Origin of the sequence: Pseudomonas neuropathica (assembly GCF_051174785.1) — a bacterium.
GTDB lineage: Bacteria > Pseudomonadota > Gammaproteobacteria > Pseudomonadales > Pseudomonadaceae > Aquipseudomonas > Aquipseudomonas neuropathica_A.
On record NZ_CP195111.1, the window covers coordinates 4,669,992 to 4,687,440 of the forward strand.

Consider the following 17,449-nt stretch of genomic DNA (forward strand, 5'->3'; position numbering starts at 1 on the left):
CACGCGGCACTGAACAGGTTTGCGGAGAAAGTAGATGAGCGCGCTCTATATGATTGCCGGCACCCTGATCGCCTTGGGTGTGCTGGTCACCTTTCACGAATTCGGCCACTTTTGGGTCGCGCGTCGCTGTGGCGTCAAGGTTCTACGTTTCTCCGTAGGCTTTGGCATGCCGTTGTTGCGCTGGCACGACAAGCAAGGTACCGAGTTTGTTGTTGCCGCGATTCCCCTGGGTGGCTACGTCAAAATGCTCGACGAGCGTGAGGGCGAAGTTCCGGTCGATCAGCTTGATCAGTCGTTCAACCGCAAATCCGTGCGTCAGCGTATCGCTATTGTTGCGGCCGGCCCTATTGCCAATTTTCTCTTGGCGCTGGTGTTCTTCTGGGTGTTGGCGATGCTTGGCAGCGAGCAGGTTCGTCCAGTCATCGGTGCGGTTGAATCCGGCAGTATTGCTGCCGGCGCCGGGCTGAGTGCCGGTGAGGAAATTGTTGCTGTCGATGGTGAGCCGACTACCGGTTGGGCTGCCGTCAATCTGCAATTGGTGCGACGCCTTGGTGAAAGTGGCTCGCTGCAATTGCTGGTGCGTGAGCAGGGTTCGACAACGGACTCGCCGCGTGAGCTGAAGCTGGACAACTGGCTCAAAGGCGCTGATGAGCCTGACCCGATCCGCTCTCTGGGTATTCGTCCTTGGCGCCCGGCTCTGCCGCCGGTGTTGGCCGAGCTTGATCCGAAAGGTCCGGCCCAGGCCGCCGGCCTGAAGACCGGTGATCGCCTGTTGGCGCTCGACGGTCAGGCGTTGAATGACTGGCAGCAGGTGGTCGATACCGTTCGTACGCGTCCTGATACCAAAATCATGCTGCGCATCGAGCGCGACAGTGCTCAAATCGACGTCCCTGTGACTTTGGCAGCGCGCGGTGAAAGCAAATCGCCAAGCGGATATCTGGGCGCGGGTGTGAAAGCTGTCGACTGGCCGCCGGAGATGATCCGCGAGGTCAGTTATGGGCCGTTGGCCGCGATTGGCGAGGGCGCCCGTCGCACTTGGACCATGAGCATTCTGACACTCGACTCACTGAAGAAAATGCTGTTCGGCGAGCTCTCGGTAAAAAACTTGAGTGGACCGATAACCATTGCTAAAGTGGCGGGCGCTTCTGCCCAGTCGGGCGTTGCTGATTTCCTGAATTTCCTTGCTTATCTGAGTATTAGCCTGGGGGTTCTGAATTTGCTGCCCATTCCTGTACTGGATGGGGGGCATTTGTTGTTTTATCTGATCGAGTGGGCGCGTGGGCGTCCCTTGTCGGATCGGGTGCAAGGTTGGGGGATACAGATCGGTATCAGTTTGGTGGTCGGGGTGATGTTGCTTGCTCTGGTCAACGATCTGGGTCGACTGTAACGCTTCGCTGAATTGCGAATCTGCCGCATTTTGCGGCAGTTTGTTTATTGCCAGTTGGAATAAGAAAGGACTTCATGAAACGTCTGCTGCTAACTGCGGTTCTCACCGTATTGATGATCGCCGAAGTTCACGCCGAGTCCTTCACTATCTCTGATATTCGCGTCAATGGCCTCCAGCGGGTCTCCGCGGGTAGCGTCTTTGGTGCCTTGCCGTTGAACGTCGGTGAGCAGGCGGATGATCGTCGCCTGGTGGAATCCACTCGTGCGTTGTTCAAAACCGGTTTCTTTCAAGATATCCAGCTGGGCCGCGAAGGCAACGTTCTGGTCATCACGGTCGTCGAGCGTCCGTCGGTCGCCAGTATCGAAATCGAAGGCAACAAGGCGATTTCGACTGAAGACCTGATGAAAGGTCTCAAGCAATCCGGTCTGGCCGAAGGCGAGATCTTCCAGCGCGCCACCCTTGAAGGTGTGCGTAATGAGCTGCAGCGTCAGTACGTCGCGCAAGGTCGTTACTCGGCTACGGTCGATACCGAAGTGGTATCGCAACCGCGTAACCGCGTCGGCCTGAAAGTGAAGATCAACGAAGGTACCGTTGCGGCGATTCAGCACATCAACGTGGTGGGCAACACGGTTTTCCCTGAGGAAGACCTGACCGACCTGTTCGAACTGAAGACCACCAACTGGCTGTCGTTCTTCAAGAACGATGACAAGTACGCCCGTGAAAAACTGTCCGGTGACCTGGAGCGTCTGCGTTCCTACTACCTGGATCGTGGCTATATCAATATGGATATCGCTTCGACTCAGGTGTCGATCACCCCGGACAAGAAGCACGTCTACATCACTGTCAACGTCACCGAAGGCGAGAAATACACCGTTCGTGATGTCAAGCTCAGCGGTGATCTGAAAGTCCCTGAAGATCAGGTCAAGTCCCTGCTGCTGGTACAGAAGGGGCAGGTGTTCTCGCGCAAGCTGATGACCACCACGTCCGAGCTGATCACCCGTCGTCTGGGTAACGAGGGTTACACCTTCGCCAACGTCAACGGCGTACCTCAGCCGCACGATGAAGATCACACCGTCGATATCCTGTTCGCTGTTGATCCGGGCAAGCGTGCCTACGTCAACCGCATCAACTTCCGTGGCAACACCAAGTCCGAAGACGAAGTGCTGCGTCGTGAAATGCGTCAGATGGAAGGCGGCTGGGCTTCGACTTACCTGATCGACCAGTCCAAGACCCGTCTTGAACGTCTGGGCTTCTTTAAAGAAGTGAACGTTGAAACTCCGGCTGTCCCGGGTGTCGACGATCAGGTTGACGTGAACTACGCCGTTGAAGAACAGGCTTCCGGTTCGATTACCGCCAGTGTCGGTTTCGCCCAGAGCGCCGGTTTGATCCTCGGTGGTTCGATCACCCAGAACAACTTCCTCGGTACCGGTAACCGCGTCAGCATCGGCCTGACTCGCAGCGAATACCAGAGCCGCTACAACTTCGGCTACGTTGACCCGTACTGGACCGCCGATGGCGTGAGCCTGGGTTACAACGCGTTCTATCGCACCACTGACTACAAAGACCTCGACGTCGACGTAGCAAGCTATGCGGTAGACAGCCTGGGTGCCGGCGTGAACGTTGGCTACCCGATCAGCGAGACTTCGCGTCTGACGTTTGGTCTGTCGGTTCAACAGGACGAGATCAAGACCGGTACCTACACCGTTGACGAGATTTTCGACTTCGTTAACAAGGAAGGCGACAAGTACCTGAACTTCAAGGCTTCGGCCGGCTGGTCCGAATCGACCCTGAACAAAGGCGTACTGCCGACCCGTGGTCGTTCGCAGAGCCTGACACTGGAATCGACCATTCCAGGTAGCGATCTGTCGTTCTACAAACTCGATTACCGTGGTCAATTGTTCCAGCCGATCAGCGAAAACTACACCCTGCGTCTGCACACCGAGCTGGGTTATGGCGACGGCTACGGTGGAACCGACGGCTTGCCGTTCTATGAAAACTACTATGCTGGTGGTTTCAACTCGGTTCGTGGCTTCAAGGACAGTACGCTTGGCCCGCGCAGTACGCCGAGTCGTGGTAACAACCCGGGTACCCTGGCTGATCCGGACCAGGATCCACTGCCGTTCGGTGGTAACGTCCTGATCCAGGGTGGTGTAGAGGTTCTGTTCCCGCTGCCATTCGTCAAGGATCAGCGTTCCCTGCGTACTTCGGTATTCTGGGATGTGGGTAACGTATTTGACTCGCAGTGCAAGGACACTACCAATGCGAACGGCTCGACGTCGAACACCAAGTGCAACGACATCAGCCTGAGCAACATGGCCAGTTCCGTTGGTGTGGGTGTGACCTGGGTCACCGCACTGGGTCCTCTGAGCTTCGCGTTGGCCATGCCGATCAAGAAGCCGGATGAGGCTGAAACTCAAGTGTTCCAATTCTCCCTCGGCCAGACGTTCTAAGCGTCTGACCCAAGATAACGACAATGGATTTTGTAGGAGTGCATCGTGCGTAAGTTGACTCAATTGGTTCTCCTGGCCTCCTTGATGGTGGCAGGCCCGGCATTTGCCGACATGAAAATTGCCGTTCTGAACTATCAGATGGCCTTGCTGGAATCCGACGCTGCCAAGAAGTACGCGGTGGATGCCGAGAAAAAATTCGGCCCGCAACTGACCAAGCTGAAAACACTGGAAAGCAGTGCCAAGGGTATTCAGGATCGTCTGATGGCCGGTGGCGACAAAATGCAGCAAGGTGAGCGCGAGCGTCTCGAGCTGGAATTCAAGCAAAAGGCCCGTGACTTCCAGTTCCAGTCCAAAGAACTGAACGAAGCCAAAGCTGTTGCCGACCGCGAAATGCTCAAGCAACTGAAGCCGAAACTGGATAGCGCAGTGGAAGAAGTCATCAAGAAAGGTGGTTTTGACCTGGTGTTCGAGCGTGGCGCAGTGATCGATGTCAAACCTCAGTACGACATCACGCGCCAGGTTATCGAGCGCATGAATCAGCTGAAGTAACCCATGACCGTGAATATCAAGCTCGGCCAGTTGGCCGAGTTCCTCGGCGCCACCCTGCGTGGCGACCCGGAGAAGCAAATTACTGGGCTAGCCACTTTGCAAGAGGCTGGCCCAGCTCAGTTGAGCTTTCTGGCAAACCCTCAATATCGCAAATACCTGGCAGGTTCGCAGGCCGCTGCGCTGTTGCTCAAAGAAGCTGACGCCGAAGGTTTTGACGGTAATGCGTTGGTCGTGCCTGATCCTTATCTGGCTTACGCGCGAATCTCGCATCTGTTCGATCCCAAGCCAAAAGCCACTGCGGGTATCCATCCTTCAGCGTTCATTGCGGCGGACGCGGTGGTTGATCCAACCGCCAGCATCGGCCCTTTTGTAGTGATCGAGGCCGGCGCACGCGTTGGTGCACAAGTGACACTGGGTGCGCATTGTGTCGTCGGTGCCCGCAGCGAAATCGGTGAAGGCGGCTGGCTTGCCCCGCGCGTGACGCTGTATCACGACGTGCGCATCGGCAAGCGCGTGGTGATTCAGTCCGGTGCCGTGCTCGGGGGTGAAGGCTTCGGCTTCGCCAACGAAAAAGGCATCTGGCAGAAAATCGCCCAGATCGGTGGCGTGACCATCGGCGACGATGTCGAGATTGGCGTCAACACCGCCATCGACCGCGGCGCTCTGGCCGATACCGTGATCGGCAATGGCGTGAAGCTCGACAACCAGATCCAGATCGCCCACAACGTTCAGGTCGGTGATCACACCGCCATGGCGGCGTGCGTCGGGATCTCCGGCAGCACTAAGATCGGCAAGCATTGCATGCTCGCCGGTGGTGTCGGTCTGGTCGGCCACATTGATATTTGCGACAACGTTTTCCTGACCGGGATGACCATGGTGACCCACTCGATTACCGAGCCGGGTGCCTATTCTTCCGGTACAGCCATGCAACCGGCGGCCGAATGGCGCAAAAGCGCGGCCCGCATCCGTCAGCTCGATGACATCGCGCGACGTTTGAAACAGCTGGAAAAGCGCGTAGGGGAAGTGACCCCTGACGGCAATGCTTCATCTGATGGCTGATACCATTTCCATATCAAGTGTGCACAGCCTCTAGACTGCCTCCTTGATTTGCTAGAGGAGTGCGCGTCAGTCGCGCTCCCAATCTTTACATAGGCTTCCCCCCGAAATGATGGACATCAACGAGATTCGCGAATACCTGCCTCACCGTTACCCGTTCCTGCTGGTGGACCGGGTGGTGGAACTGGACACTGAAGGCAAGCGCATTCGCGCCTACAAGAATGTCAGCATCAATGAACCGTTCTTCAATGGTCACTTCCCGGCGCATCCAATCATGCCGGGCGTGCTGATCATCGAAGCGATGGCTCAGGCTGCCGGGATCCTCGGTTTCAAAATGCTCGACGTCAAACCGGCCGACGGCACCCTGTATTACTTCGTCGGTTCCGACAAGCTGCGTTTCCGCCAGCCGGTGTTGCCGGGCGATCAGTTGATCCTTGAAGCCAAGTTCATCAGCTGCAAGCGTCAGATCTGGAAGTTCGAATGCCAGGCTTCGGTCGACGGCAAGCCAGTCTGCTCCGCTGAAATCATCTGTGCGGAACGCAAGCTATGAGTTTGATTGACCCTCGCGCAATCATCGATCCGTCAGCCGTTCTGGCTGATGGCGTCGAGGTCGGCCCGTGGTCGATCATCGGCGCAGGTGTGGAAATCGGCGAGGGTACCGTGATCGGGCCGCATGTAATCCTCAAAGGCCCGACCCGCATCGGCAAGCACAATCGCATCTACCAGTTTTCCTCGGTAGGCGAAGACACGCCTGATCTGAAGTACAAGGGTGAAGAAACCCGTCTGGTGATCGGTGACCACAACGTCATCCGCGAAGGCGTGACGATTCACCGTGGCACCGTGCAGGACCGCTCGGAAACCACGCTGGGCGATCACAACCTGATCATGGCCTATGCGCACATCGGGCATGACAGCGTTATCGGCAACCACTGCATTCTGGTCAACAACACCGCGTTGGCCGGCCATGTGCACGTGGATGACTGGGCGATCCTCTCCGGGTTCACCCTGGTTCATCAGTATTGCCATATCGGCGCCCACAGCTTTTCCGGCATGGGCACCGCCATCGGCAAGGACGTTCCGGCGTTCGTCACCGTGTTCGGCAACCCTGCCGAAGCGCGCAGCATGAACTTCGAAGGCATGCGCCGTCGCGGTTTCAGCGAGGACGCGATTCACACCCTGCGTCGCGCGTACAAAACCGTCTACCGCCAGGGCCTCACGGTCGAACAGGCACTGGCTGAGCTGGCCGAACCTGCGGCGCAGTTCCCGGAAGTGGCGATATTCCGCGACTCCATTCAGTCGTCGACTCGCGGCATCACTCGCTGATCATGGCCAATCTGCGTATTGCGCTGGTGGCAGGTGAAGCTTCCGGTGACATTCTCGGTGCCGGCCTTATGCGCGCCCTCAAGGTGCAGCATCCGGCGGTCGAGTTCATCGGCGTCGGCGGCCCGTTGATGCAGGCCGAAGGCCTGACCTCCTACTTTCCCATGGAGCGCTTGTCGGTCATGGGTCTTGTGGAAGTCCTCGGCCGGCTGCGCGAATTGCTCAAGCGCCGCAAAGACCTGATCGCCACGCTGATCGCCGAGAAGCCGGACGTGTTCATCGGTATCGATGCGCCGGACTTCAACCTCAATATCGAACTCAAGCTGCGTCAGGCCGGGATCAAAACCGTGCATTACGTCAGCCCGTCGGTGTGGGCGTGGCGGCAGAAGCGTGTGCTGAAGATCCGCGAAGGCTGCGACCTGATGCTGACGCTGCTGCCGTTCGAGGCCAGATTCTACGAAGAGAAAGGCGTGCCAGTGCGGTTCGTCGGTCACACCCTGGCCGATACCATTCCGCTGGAAGCCGACCGTGCTGCGGCCCGTGCCGAACTGGGCTTGCCCGACGGCCCGCTGGTGGCGTTGATGCCCGGCAGCCGTGGCGGCGAAGTGTCCCGATTGGGGGCGTTGTTCCTCGATACCGCTGAACGCCTGCGTGCGTTGCGCCCGGGTTTGCGCTTTGTCATCCCGTGCGCCAACCCGGAGCGCCGCGCGCAACTTGAAGAGCTGCTCGCCGGCCGCGATCTGCCGGTGACCTTGCTCGATGGCAAATCCCATCTGGCTCTGGCCGCGTGTAACGCCGTGTTGATCGCCTCGGGCACCGCCACCCTTGAAGCGCTGTTGTACAAGCGGCCGATGGTGGTGGCCTACCGCTTGGCACCGCTGACGTTCTGGATTCTCAAACGCATGGTCAAGAGTCCGTACGTGTCCTTGCCGAATCTGCTGGCCCAGCGTCTGCTGGTCCCGGAGTTGTTGCAGGACGATGCGACGGTCGAAGCGCTGGCGCAGACCCTGTCGCCATTGATCGAAGGTGGCGAGGAACAGACGCGCGGTTTCGACGAGATCCATCGCACACTGCGCCTGGACGCCTCCAATCAGGCGGCGGATGCCGTCCTCAACCTGATCGGTCAAACACGATGAGCAAGACAAACATGCAGATGGGCCTGGATTTCACCCTGGTCGCCGAAGTTGAAGAACTGGTTGCCGGTGTCGATGAAGTCGGTCGTGGCCCATTGTGCGGTGCGGTGGTGACGGCGGCGGTGATTCTCGATCCGGATCGTCCGATTCTCGGCCTCAACGATTCGAAGAAGCTCACCGAAGCCAAGCGCGAAAAGCTCTACGACGAAATCATCGAGAAATCCCTGAGCTGGTGCATCGCCCGCGCCGAAGTCGAAGAAATCGACGAGCTGAATATTTTGCACGCGACCATGCTGGCCATGCAGCGCGCAGTCGCCGGCCTGCACATCCAGCCGAAACTGGCAATGATCGACGGCAATCGCTGCCCGCAACTGCCGATGCGTGCTGAAGCGGTGGTGCAGGGCGACGGCAAGGTTCCAGCCATCGCCGCCGCATCGATTCTGGCCAAGGTCAGTCGCGACCGTGAGATGGCTGCATTCGAATTGATCTACCCGGGTTACGGCATCGGCGGCCATAAAGGCTACCCGACGCCCGTTCATCTGGAAGCGTTGGTGCGCCTTGGCCCGACGCCGATTCACCGGCGCTCGTTCGCCCCGGTGCGTCAGGCTTATGAAGCGCTGGAAGGTCTGACGCAGGTTTAGTCGCAAGGCTGATGTTTTGTTCGAGGCCCGGTACAATCCGGGCCTTGTTGTCTCTATGTAACTGGACAGGATCACTATGCCGGCTTCATTCGTTCATCTACGCCTGCACACTGAATACTCCCTGGTCGATGGGCTGGTGCGGATCAAGCCATTGGTCAAGGCACTGACGGCCATGAACATGCCGGCGGTCGCGGTCACCGACCAGAACAACATGTGTTCCTTGGTCAAATTCTACAAAAACACCATGGGCGCGGGCATCAAGCCGATCTGCGGCGCCGACCTGTGGCTGTCGAACAAGGACCCGGACGCACCGCTGAGCCGGCTCAGCCTGTTGGTGATGAACGCCAAGGGCTATCGCAACCTCACCGAGTTGATCTCGCGCGGCTTCATCGAAGGCCAGCGCAACGGCATGATCATCGTCGAGCGTGAGTGGGTTGCTGAAGCCAATGAAGGCCTGATCATGCTGTCCGCCGCCAAAGAAGGCGAGATCGGCATGGCCATGATCGGTGGCAACCCGGCCGAGGCCGAAGCGCTGGCGCGAGAATGGATGGCGGTATTCCCGGATCGTTTCTATCTGGAAATCCAGCGCACCAACCGTCCCAACGACGAAGAACAATTGCACGGCGCCGTCGCCCTCGCCGACAAACTGGGCGCGCCGTTGGTGGCGACCAACGATGTGCGTTTCATCAAGCAGGAAGACTTCGCCGCCCACGAAACCCGCGTGTGCATCGGTGAGGGCCGCGCCCTCGACGATCCGCGACGTTCGAAAAATTACAGCGATCAGCAATACCTGAAAAGCGCCGAGGAAATGATCGAGCTGTTCAGCGATATTCCTGACGCGATTGAAAACACCGTCGAGATCGCCAAACGCTGCAACATCGAAGTGAAGCTGGGCACGCACTTTTTGCCCAACTTCCCGATTCCCGATGGCATGACCATCGACGAATATTTCCGCAAAGTCTCCTTCGACGGTCTCGAAGAACGCTTGTCGGTGCTGCTGCCCAAGGACACCACCGAAGACTACGAAGCCAAGCGTCAGGTCTACGTCGACCGGCTGAATTTCGAGCTGGATATCATTATCCAGATGGGTTTCCCCGGTTACTTCCTGATCGTTATGGACTTTATCCAGTGGGCCAAGAACAACGGCGTGCCGGTAGGTCCGGGCCGTGGGTCGGGTGCCGGTTCGTTGGTGGCTTATGTACAGAAGATCACCGACCTTGATCCGCTGGAATACGACCTGCTGTTCGAACGTTTCCTTAACCCGGAACGGGTCTCGATGCCCGACTTCGACGTCGACTTCTGCATGGACGGGCGTGACCGCGTGATCGATTATGTGGCCGAGAAGTACGGCCGCAACGCGGTAAGCCAGATCATCACCTTCGGTTCCATGGCCGCCAAGGCTGTGGTGCGCGACGTGGCGCGGGTGCAGGGCAAGTCCTACGGCCTGGCGGATCGTCTGTCGAAGATGATTCCGTTCGAAGTCGGCATGACCCTGGAAAAAGCCTACGAGCAGGAAGAAATCCTGCGTGACTTCATCAAGGTCGATGAAGAAGCCGCAGAAATCTGGGAGATGGCGCGCAAGCTCGAAGGCGTCGTGCGTAACGTCGGTAAACACGCCGGTGGTGTGGTTATTGCGCCGACCAAGCTGACTGACTTCTCGCCGATCTATTGCGACGAGGCCGGCGACGGTCTGGTTACCCAGTTCGACAAGGACGACGTTGAGGCGGCCGGCCTGGTGAAGTTCGACTTCCTTGGTCTGCGGACTCTGACGATCATCGACTGGGCGCTGAAAACCATCAACCGCGACCGCGCCAAGGTCAACGAGCCGCCGCTGGATATCGCATTTATCCCGCTGGACGACAAACCGACGTACTCATTGTTGCAGAAAGCTGAAACCACCGCGGTGTTCCAGCTTGAATCGCGCGGCATGAAAGAGCTGATCAAAAAGCTCAAGCCCGACTGCCTGGAAGACTTGATCGCACTGGTGGCCCTGTTCCGTCCGGGCCCGCTGCAGTCCGGCATGGTGGATGACTTCATCAACCGTAAGCACGGTCGCGCCGAACTGGCGTATCCGCACTCGGATTATCAGTACGAAGGTTTGAAGCCTGTTCTGGCGCCGACTTACGGCATCATCCTGTATCAGGAACAGGTGATGCAGATCGCTCAGGTCATGGCCGGCTACACCCTCGGCGGTGCGGACATGCTCCGTCGAGCGATGGGTAAGAAAAAACCCGAGGAAATGGCCAAGCAGCGCGGCGGTTTCATTGAGGGTTGTGCGACCAACAATATCGACGCCGACCTTGCCGGTAACATTTTCGACCTGGTAGAAAAATTCGCCGGTTACGGCTTCAACAAATCCCACTCTGCCGCCTACGGCCTGGTCTCTTACCAGACTGCATGGCTGAAAGCCCACTACCCGGCGCCATTCATGGCCGCGGTACTCTCGGCGGATATGCACAACACCGACAAGGTCGTGACCTTGATCGAGGAAGTGCGCACGATGAAGCTGCGCCTCGACGCGCCGGACGTGAACACTTCGGAGTTCAAGTTCACGGTGAACGACGACGGCCGCATCGTGTACGGCCTCGGCGCGATCAAGGGTGTCGGTGAAGGCCCGGTTGAGGCGATCACCGAGGCGCGTCAGGAAGGTCCGTTCAAGGATCTCTTTGATTTCTGCGCCCGTGTCGACCTCAAACGCATCAACAAACGTACGCTGGACGGCCTGATCCGCAGCGGTGCGCTGGATCGTCTGGGGCCGTACTTCCACGACGAACAAAAGGCTTATCAAGCCAACATCGACCGTAACCGCGCCGTGCTGCTGGCGGCGATGGAAGAGGCGATCAAGGCAGCGGAACAGACCGCGCGTACTCACGACAGTGGCCACGCCGATCTGTTTGGCGGGTTGTTCGTCGAGGAAGACGCCGACGTTTATGCGTCCCATCGCAAGGCCAAGGAGCTGACCCTCAAGGAACGCCTCAAAGGTGAAAAAGACACCTTGGGCCTGTACCTGACCGGTCACCCGATCGACGAATACGAAGGCGAAATTCGTCGTTTCGCCCGTCAGCGCATCATCGACCTGAAACCGGCCCGGGATACACAAACCGTGGCGGGGATGATCATTGCCCTGCGGGTGATGAAGAACAAGAAGGGCGACAAGATGGGTTTCATCACCCTCGACGACCGCTCGGGGCGGATCGAGGCGTCGCTGTTCGCCGATGCGTTCCATTCTGCGCAGTCGTTGTTGCAGACTGACGCGATGGTGGTGGTCGAAGGTGAAGTCAGCAACGACGACTTCTCCGGTGGTCTGCGCTTGCGAGTCAAGCGCGTGATGAGCATGGAAGATGCCCGCACGAATCTGGCCGAGAGCCTGCGCCTGAAGCTGCAAACCCAGGACCTGAAAGGCGATCAGCTACGCTGGTTGGGTGATTTGCTCAAGCGTCATCGCGGTGCGTGCCCGATCACCATGGAGTACACCAGCCCGGATGCGAAGACCTTGCTGCAGTTCGGCGAGACGTGGCGAATTGATCCGGCGGATGCCTTGATTCAGGCTCTGCGTGACCAGTTCGGGCGAGACAACGTCTTCCTCCAATACCGTTGACCGGCGAGTGCCATCATGGCGCTTGCCCGCAACCTGAATTTTTAATCTCGACCTCAGCGCGCCTCTCCCTTAAGGTAGGGCGCGAATAGACAACCGGCCGGCCCAAGCTCATTTGGGACACGACCCAAGACGGACGCCTATGAACCCGAATTTTCTAGATTTCGAACAGCCGATCGCCGACCTGCAAGCCAAGATCGAAGAGTTGCGCTTGGTCGGTAATGACAATTCGCTGAATATCGGCGATGAGATCTCCCGCCTGCAGGACAAGAGCAAAACGCTGACCGAAGACATCTTCGGCAAGCTGACCAGCTGGCAGATCGCACGTCTGGCACGTCACCCGAAACGCCCGTACACCCTCGACTACATCGAGCACATCTTCACCGAGTTCGACGAACTGCACGGCGACCGTCACTTCTCTGACGACGCGGCCATCGTTGGCGGTATCGCCCGTCTGGAAGACCAGCCGGTGATGATCATCGGTCACCAGAAGGGCCGTGAAGTGCGCGAGAAGGTACGCCGCAACTTCGGCATGCCGCGTCCGGAAGGCTACCGCAAGGCTTGCCGCCTGATGGAGATGGCCGAGCGTTTCAAAATGCCGATCCTGACCTTCATCGACACCCCGGGTGCTTATCCTGGTATCGACGCAGAAGAGCGTAACCAGAGCGAAGCGATCGCCTGGAACCTGCGCGTGATGTCGCGCCTGAAAACCCCGATCATCGCCACCGTTATCGGTGAGGGTGGTTCCGGCGGTGCACTGGCCATCGGTGTCTGCGATCAGTTGAACATGCTGCAATACTCGACCTACGCGGTGATCTCGCCGGAAGGTTGCGCTTCGATTCTGTGGAAAACCGCAGAAAAAGCGCCGGATGCTGCTGAGGCGATGGGCATTACCGCCGAGCGTCTTAAAGGCCTCGGCATCGTCGATAAAGTTATCGGCGAACCTCTGGGCGGTGCGCACCGTGATCCAGCCGCTGCTGCGGCGTCGATCCGTGCCGAGCTGAGCTCGCAACTGGCGATGTTGAAGAAGTTCGATAACGAAGCGCTGTTGAAGCGTCGTTATGATCGACTGATGAGCTACGGTCTCTAAGTCGAACGCAATACCCATGTGGGAGCGAGCCTGCTCGCGAAAGCGGTATAACAGTCGACAAATCTGTTGAATGTTAAACCGTCTTCGCGAGCAGGCTCGCTCCCACATTTGGTTTAGGCAAGGGTAAAGAAATGGGGCAGTCCATGAGTGATTTACCGTCGCGGCTTCGACTGAACCTTGAGCCTTGGCGCAATGCCGCTCATTGGCGCGTCGCGTTCTCCGGTGGTCTTGATTCCACCGTCCTGCTGCACCTGCTCGCCTCTCTGGCAAAAACCGAATCCATCCCCGCGCTAAGCGCAATCCATATCCATCACGGCCTCCAGGTTGCGGCCGACGCGTGGCCGCAACATTGCCAGTCCGTCTGCGACGAGCTGGGCGTGCCGCTGCTGATCGAGCGCGTGACAGTGCAACCAGGCGCGAGTCTGGAGCGGGCGGCGCGGAATGCGCGATACGCCGTGTTCAGTGCGCTCACGCAAGCCAATGACGTGTTGCTCACTGGCCAGCATCGTGATGATCAAGCGGAAACGCTGTTGTTTCGACTCATGCGTGGTGCAGGTGTGCGGGGATTGTCGGGGATGCCCAAGCAACGGCCAGTGGGGCAGGGCACGCTGATTCGTCCGTTGCTGGAAATCTCTCGGACCGAGCTGGAAGCCTATGCGCAGGCTCACCAATTGGTCTGGATCGAAGACCCGTCCAATCAGGATCAGCAATTCTCGCGCAACTATCTGCGCCATCAGATCGTGCCGTTGCTGACCGGTCGCTGGCCGCAAGCGCAGGCGAACATGGCCCGCAGCGCCGTGCATCTGCGTGAAGCCGAGGGGCTGCTCGATGAGCTGGCGCAGATTGATCTGGCGCAGGCGGCGAACGCGCATGAATTCGAATGGCTGGGATTGCCGTCGCTGGAACTGGCGCCGCTGGCTGCGCTGTCTGTCGCCCGTCAACGAAACGCCCTCAGACACTGGCTCGAACCGTTGACCCGACTTCCCGACACCGACCACTGGTCGGGTTGGGCGAATCTGTGCGGCGCCGCTCCTGATGCTTCGCCAATCTGGCGCCTGGTCGATGGCGAACTGCACCGCAGCGCCGGCCGTCTGTGGTGGCTCAGTGGCAATTGGTTGCGCGCGCCGGTGATCGGCGCCGACTGGCAAGCGCCGGCGTCAGCGCTACGCTTGGCCGATAATGGACGTGTCCTGTTCAGCGGGCAGGCGCCTTCCGGGCCATTGCGCATTGCCTATCGGCAGGGCGGCGAAGTCATGCAGGTCGCGGATCGCGGCCATCGTGATCTCAAGCGCCTGCTCAATGAGCGCGCAGTGCCAGGCTTCGTCCGTGGCAGATTGCCGCTGCTGTTTCGCGGCGATGAATTGCTCGCGGTGGCGAACCTGTCGGGACTTGATGGCCATTTGCAGCACGGCTGGAAATTGCATTGGCTGCCAACAGACGAAGATCAAGGTTTGAGCTGAAAGGAGCATTCCGGTAGACTACGCTCCCTTCTTGATACAACTTCTGTGGATTCGCCTGAATTGCAGGAGTTGCCGATTACCAAGCAGTCTTTGCTGGGCGATTCCAAAAAATGTGTAGCGAGCAACGTACCGGTGTTTCATCTGCCGGTCTGTCCCAACGCGGCGGTTTTTTTGAAAGGTGCACTGTGATTAATGCAGGTGATCGGGGGCTTCGGCCTTCCTTCGCTTTCCCCGGCGGCTCGTACCGCTTTAACGCAGACTTCTAGGGTTTTTCATGACGCGCTACATATTCGTCACGGGCGGTGTTGTTTCTTCATTGGGGAAAGGCATTGCATCGGCTTCATTGGCAGCCATCCTGGAGGCGCGGGGACTTAAGGTCACCATGCTGAAGCTGGATCCGTACATCAACGTCGATCCGGGCACCATGAGCCCGTTCCAGCACGGTGAAGTGTTCGTTACCCACGACGGCGCCGAAACCGACCTGGACCTGGGGCACTACGAGCGGTTCATCCGCACGACCATGACCCAGAACAACAACTTCACCACTGGCCGTGTCTACGAGCACGTGCTGCGCAAAGAGCGCCGTGGTGACTACCTGGGTGCAACCATCCAGGTGATCCCGCACATCACTGACGAAATCAAGCGCCGCATCATCAAGGGTGCTGGCGACGCTGACGTGGCGATGGTTGAAATCGGTGGCACCGTCGGTGACATCGAGTCGCAACCGTTCCTCGAAGCCATCCGTCAACTGCGTTTCGAAGTCGGCGCCAAGCGCGCGATGCTGATGCACCTGACACTGGTGCCGTACATCGCCACCGCTGGCGAAACCAAGACCAAACCAACCCAGCACTCGGTAAAAGAGCTGCGTTCGATCGGTCTGCAGCCGGACGTGCTGGTGTGCCGTTCCGATCACCCGATCGACATCTCGTCGCGTCGCAAGATCGCTCAGTTCACCAACGTTGAAGAGCGTGCGGTGATCGCGCTGGAAGACGCCGACACCATCTACAAGATTCCGGGCATCCTGCACTCGCAGGGTCTGGACGATTTCGTTGTCGAGCGTTTCGGCCTGCAATGCGGCAGCGCTGACTTGTCCGAGTGGGACGCGGTGGTTGACGCCAAGCTGAACCCGGAACACGAAGTGACCATCGCCATGGTCGGCAAGTACATGGAGCTGTTGGACGCCTACAAGTCGCTGATCGAAGCGATGAGTCACGCCGGCATCAGCAACCGTACCAAGGTCAACCTGCGTTACATCGATTCCGAAGACATCGAAAACCAGGGCACTGCGCTGCTCGAAGGTGTCGACGCGATCCTCGTCCCGGGCGGCTTCGGTCTGCGCGGCGTGGAAGGCAAGATCACTGCCGTTCAGTACGCTCGTGAAAACAAGGTTCCGTACCTGGGTATCTGCCTCGGTATGCAAGTGGCGGTCATCGAGTTCGCCCGTAACGTGATGGGCTGGAAAGACGCCAACTCCACCGAGTTCGATCGCGCCAGCGGCCATCCGGTTGTCGGTCTGATCACCGAGTGGGAAGACGCGACCGGTGCCGTTGAAGTGCGTACCGAGTCGTCGGATCTGGGCGGCACCATGCGTCTCGGCGCTCAGGACTGCCTGCTCGAAACCGGCTCCAAGGTCCACGACTGCTACGGCAAGGACGTGATCGTCGAGCGTCACCGTCACCGTTACGAAGTGAACAACAACCTGCTGCCACAGCTGATCGAAGCCGGCCTGAAAATCTCCGGCCGCTCCGCTGATGCGGCGCTGGTTGAAGTGGTTGAAGCGGCCGATCACCCATGGTTCGTCGCTTGCCAGTTCCACCCTGAGTTCACCTCGACACCGCGCGATGGCCATCCGCTGTTCAGCGGTTTTGTCAAAGCTGCGTTGGCTCAACACCAGAAGAAGGCGTAACCCCGATGGCACAGAAGATCATCCGCGTCGGCGACATCGAGATTGCCAACGACAAACCCATGGTGCTGTTCGGCGGCATGAACGTGCTGGAAAGCCGTGACATGGCCATGCAGGTTTGCGAGGAGTATGTGAAGGTTACCGAGAAACTCGGTATCCCTTACGTGTTCAAGGCCAGTTTCGACAAGGCCAACCGTTCTTCTGTGACCTCCTATCGTGGTCCTGGCCTGGAAGAGGGCATGCGCATCTTCCAGGACATCAAACAAGCCTTTGGCGTGCCGATCATCACCGACGTCCACGAGCCTGATCAGGCTGCGGTCGTCGCTGAGGTCTGCGACATCATCCAGCTGCCGGCCTTCCTGTCGCGTCAGACCGATCTGGTCGTCGCGATGGCCAAGACCAATGCAGTGATCAACATCAAGAAAGCCCAGTTCCTCGCGCCTCAGGAAATGAAACACATCCTGAACAAGTGCGTCGAAGCAGGTAACGATCAATTGATCCTCTGCGAGCGTGGTTCGAGCTTCGGCTACAACAACCTCGTGGTCGACATGCTCGGCTTCGGCATCATGAAGCAGTTCGAGTACCCGGTGTTCTTTGACGTGACCCACGCGTTGCAAATGCCGGGTGGTCGTGCCGACTCCGCCGGCGGTCGCCGTGCCCAGGTTCTGGATCTGGCCAAGGCTGGCATGAGCCAGTCACTGGCGGGTCTGTTCCTCGAAGCGCATCCGGACCCGGACAATGCCAAATGCGACGGCCCTTGCGCCTTGCGTCTGGACAAACTGGAGCCATTCCTGGCCCAGCTCAAAGCTCTGGACGAACTGGTGAAGAGTTTTCCGACGGTAGAAACCGCGTAATACTCAATTCT

General features: G+C 58.6%; 13 protein-coding genes. All 13 read left to right on the plus strand.

Annotation, left to right across the window (positions count from 1 at the left end):
- The first annotated feature begins 34 nt into the window (after window positions 1–34).
- The 13 genes from rseP to kdsA all read left to right on the plus strand — a co-directional run bounded on the left by rseP (window position 35) and on the right by kdsA (window position 17,438).
- Complete coding sequence (gene rseP / locus ACRRSD_RS21000; RefSeq protein ID WP_435035121.1) at window positions 35–1,387, plus strand: sigma E protease regulator RseP; 1,353 nt, start codon at window positions 35–37, stop codon at window positions 1,385–1,387.
- Window positions 1,388–1,461: 74 nt separating this feature from the next.
- On the plus strand, window positions 1,462–3,837 hold the full coding sequence (gene bamA, locus ACRRSD_RS21005) for an outer membrane protein assembly factor BamA (RefSeq protein WP_435035122.1): 2,376 nt from the start codon (window positions 1,462–1,464) through the stop codon (window positions 3,835–3,837).
- A 45-nt stretch (window positions 3,838–3,882) separates the two neighbouring features.
- Window positions 3,883–4,386, plus strand: a complete 504-nt coding sequence (locus ACRRSD_RS21010; RefSeq protein ID WP_007908849.1) for an OmpH family outer membrane protein — start codon at window positions 3,883–3,885, stop codon at window positions 4,384–4,386.
- A gap of 3 nt (window positions 4,387–4,389) precedes the next feature.
- Complete coding sequence (gene lpxD, locus ACRRSD_RS21015; RefSeq protein WP_435035124.1) at window positions 4,390–5,445, plus strand: UDP-3-O-(3-hydroxymyristoyl)glucosamine N-acyltransferase; 1,056 nt, start codon at window positions 4,390–4,392, stop codon at window positions 5,443–5,445.
- A 106-nt stretch (window positions 5,446–5,551) separates the two neighbouring features.
- Entirely contained in the window at window positions 5,552–5,992 is a 441-nt protein-coding gene (gene fabZ / locus ACRRSD_RS21020) for a 3-hydroxyacyl-ACP dehydratase FabZ (protein ID WP_003222142.1), read from the plus strand.
- The gene (lpxA, locus tag ACRRSD_RS21025) at window positions 5,989–6,765 is read left to right on the plus strand and encodes an acyl-ACP--UDP-N-acetylglucosamine O-acyltransferase (RefSeq protein ID WP_007908847.1); all 777 of its coding nucleotides are present in this window, start codon (window positions 5,989–5,991) and stop codon (window positions 6,763–6,765) included. The genes fabZ and lpxA overlap by 4 nt, the downstream gene beginning before the upstream one ends.
- Before the next feature lie 2 nt (window positions 6,766–6,767).
- On the plus strand, window positions 6,768–7,898 hold the full coding sequence (gene lpxB / locus ACRRSD_RS21030; RefSeq protein WP_435035126.1) for a lipid-A-disaccharide synthase: 1,131 nt from the start codon (window positions 6,768–6,770) through the stop codon (window positions 7,896–7,898).
- An 11-nt stretch (window positions 7,899–7,909) separates the two neighbouring features.
- Complete coding sequence (gene rnhB, locus ACRRSD_RS21035) at window positions 7,910–8,536, plus strand: ribonuclease HII (RefSeq protein ID WP_435038530.1); 627 nt, start codon at window positions 7,910–7,912, stop codon at window positions 8,534–8,536.
- Window positions 8,537–8,612: 76 nt separating this feature from the next.
- Window positions 8,613–12,134 carry a DNA polymerase III subunit alpha gene (gene dnaE, locus ACRRSD_RS21040; RefSeq protein WP_038357916.1) on the plus strand — a complete coding sequence of 1,174 codons (3,522 nt, stop codon included), beginning with the start codon at window positions 8,613–8,615 and terminating at the stop codon, window positions 12,132–12,134.
- A 139-nt stretch (window positions 12,135–12,273) separates the two neighbouring features.
- Window positions 12,274–13,221, plus strand: coding sequence for an acetyl-CoA carboxylase carboxyltransferase subunit alpha (locus ACRRSD_RS21045; protein WP_038357918.1), 948 nt, complete (start codon window positions 12,274–12,276; stop codon window positions 13,219–13,221).
- A gap of 131 nt (window positions 13,222–13,352) precedes the next feature.
- On the plus strand, window positions 13,353–14,681 hold the full coding sequence (gene tilS, locus ACRRSD_RS21050) for a tRNA lysidine(34) synthetase TilS (RefSeq protein WP_435035127.1): 1,329 nt from the start codon (window positions 13,353–13,355) through the stop codon (window positions 14,679–14,681).
- A 274-nt stretch (window positions 14,682–14,955) separates the two neighbouring features.
- Window positions 14,956–16,587, plus strand: a complete 1,632-nt coding sequence (locus tag ACRRSD_RS21055) for a CTP synthase (protein WP_435035129.1) — start codon at window positions 14,956–14,958, stop codon at window positions 16,585–16,587.
- Between the two features lie 5 nt (window positions 16,588–16,592).
- Window positions 16,593–17,438, plus strand: a complete 846-nt coding sequence (gene kdsA / locus ACRRSD_RS21060) for a 3-deoxy-8-phosphooctulonate synthase (RefSeq protein ID WP_016985082.1) — start codon at window positions 16,593–16,595, stop codon at window positions 17,436–17,438.
- Window positions 17,439–17,449: the final 11 nt, after the last annotated feature.

Excerpts from the sequence above, each read along its gene's own strand:
- rseP (WP_435035121.1), top strand. The coding sequence starts at position 35 with ATGAGCGCGCTCTATATGATTGCCGGCACCCTGATCGCCTTGGGTGTG.
- bamA (WP_435035122.1), top strand. The coding sequence starts at position 1,462 with ATGAAACGTCTGCTGCTAACTGCGGTTCTCACCGTATTGATGATCGCC.
- lpxD (WP_435035124.1), top strand. The coding sequence starts at position 4,390 with ATGACCGTGAATATCAAGCTCGGCCAGTTGGCCGAGTTCCTCGGCGCC.
- fabZ (WP_003222142.1), top strand. The coding sequence starts at position 5,552 with ATGATGGACATCAACGAGATTCGCGAATACCTGCCTCACCGTTACCCG.
- lpxA (WP_007908847.1), top strand. The coding sequence starts at position 5,989 with ATGAGTTTGATTGACCCTCGCGCAATCATCGATCCGTCAGCCGTTCTG.
- lpxB (WP_435035126.1), top strand. The coding sequence starts at position 6,768 with ATGGCCAATCTGCGTATTGCGCTGGTGGCAGGTGAAGCTTCCGGTGAC.
- rnhB (WP_435038530.1), top strand. The coding sequence starts at position 7,910 with ATGCAGATGGGCCTGGATTTCACCCTGGTCGCCGAAGTTGAAGAACTG.
- dnaE (WP_038357916.1), top strand. The coding sequence starts at position 8,613 with ATGCCGGCTTCATTCGTTCATCTACGCCTGCACACTGAATACTCCCTG.
- ACRRSD_RS21045 (WP_038357918.1), top strand. The coding sequence starts at position 12,274 with ATGAACCCGAATTTTCTAGATTTCGAACAGCCGATCGCCGACCTGCAA.
- tilS (WP_435035127.1), top strand. The coding sequence starts at position 13,353 with ATGGGGCAGTCCATGAGTGATTTACCGTCGCGGCTTCGACTGAACCTT.
- ACRRSD_RS21055 (WP_435035129.1), top strand. The coding sequence starts at position 14,956 with ATGACGCGCTACATATTCGTCACGGGCGGTGTTGTTTCTTCATTGGGG.
- kdsA (WP_016985082.1), top strand. The coding sequence starts at position 16,593 with ATGGCACAGAAGATCATCCGCGTCGGCGACATCGAGATTGCCAACGAC.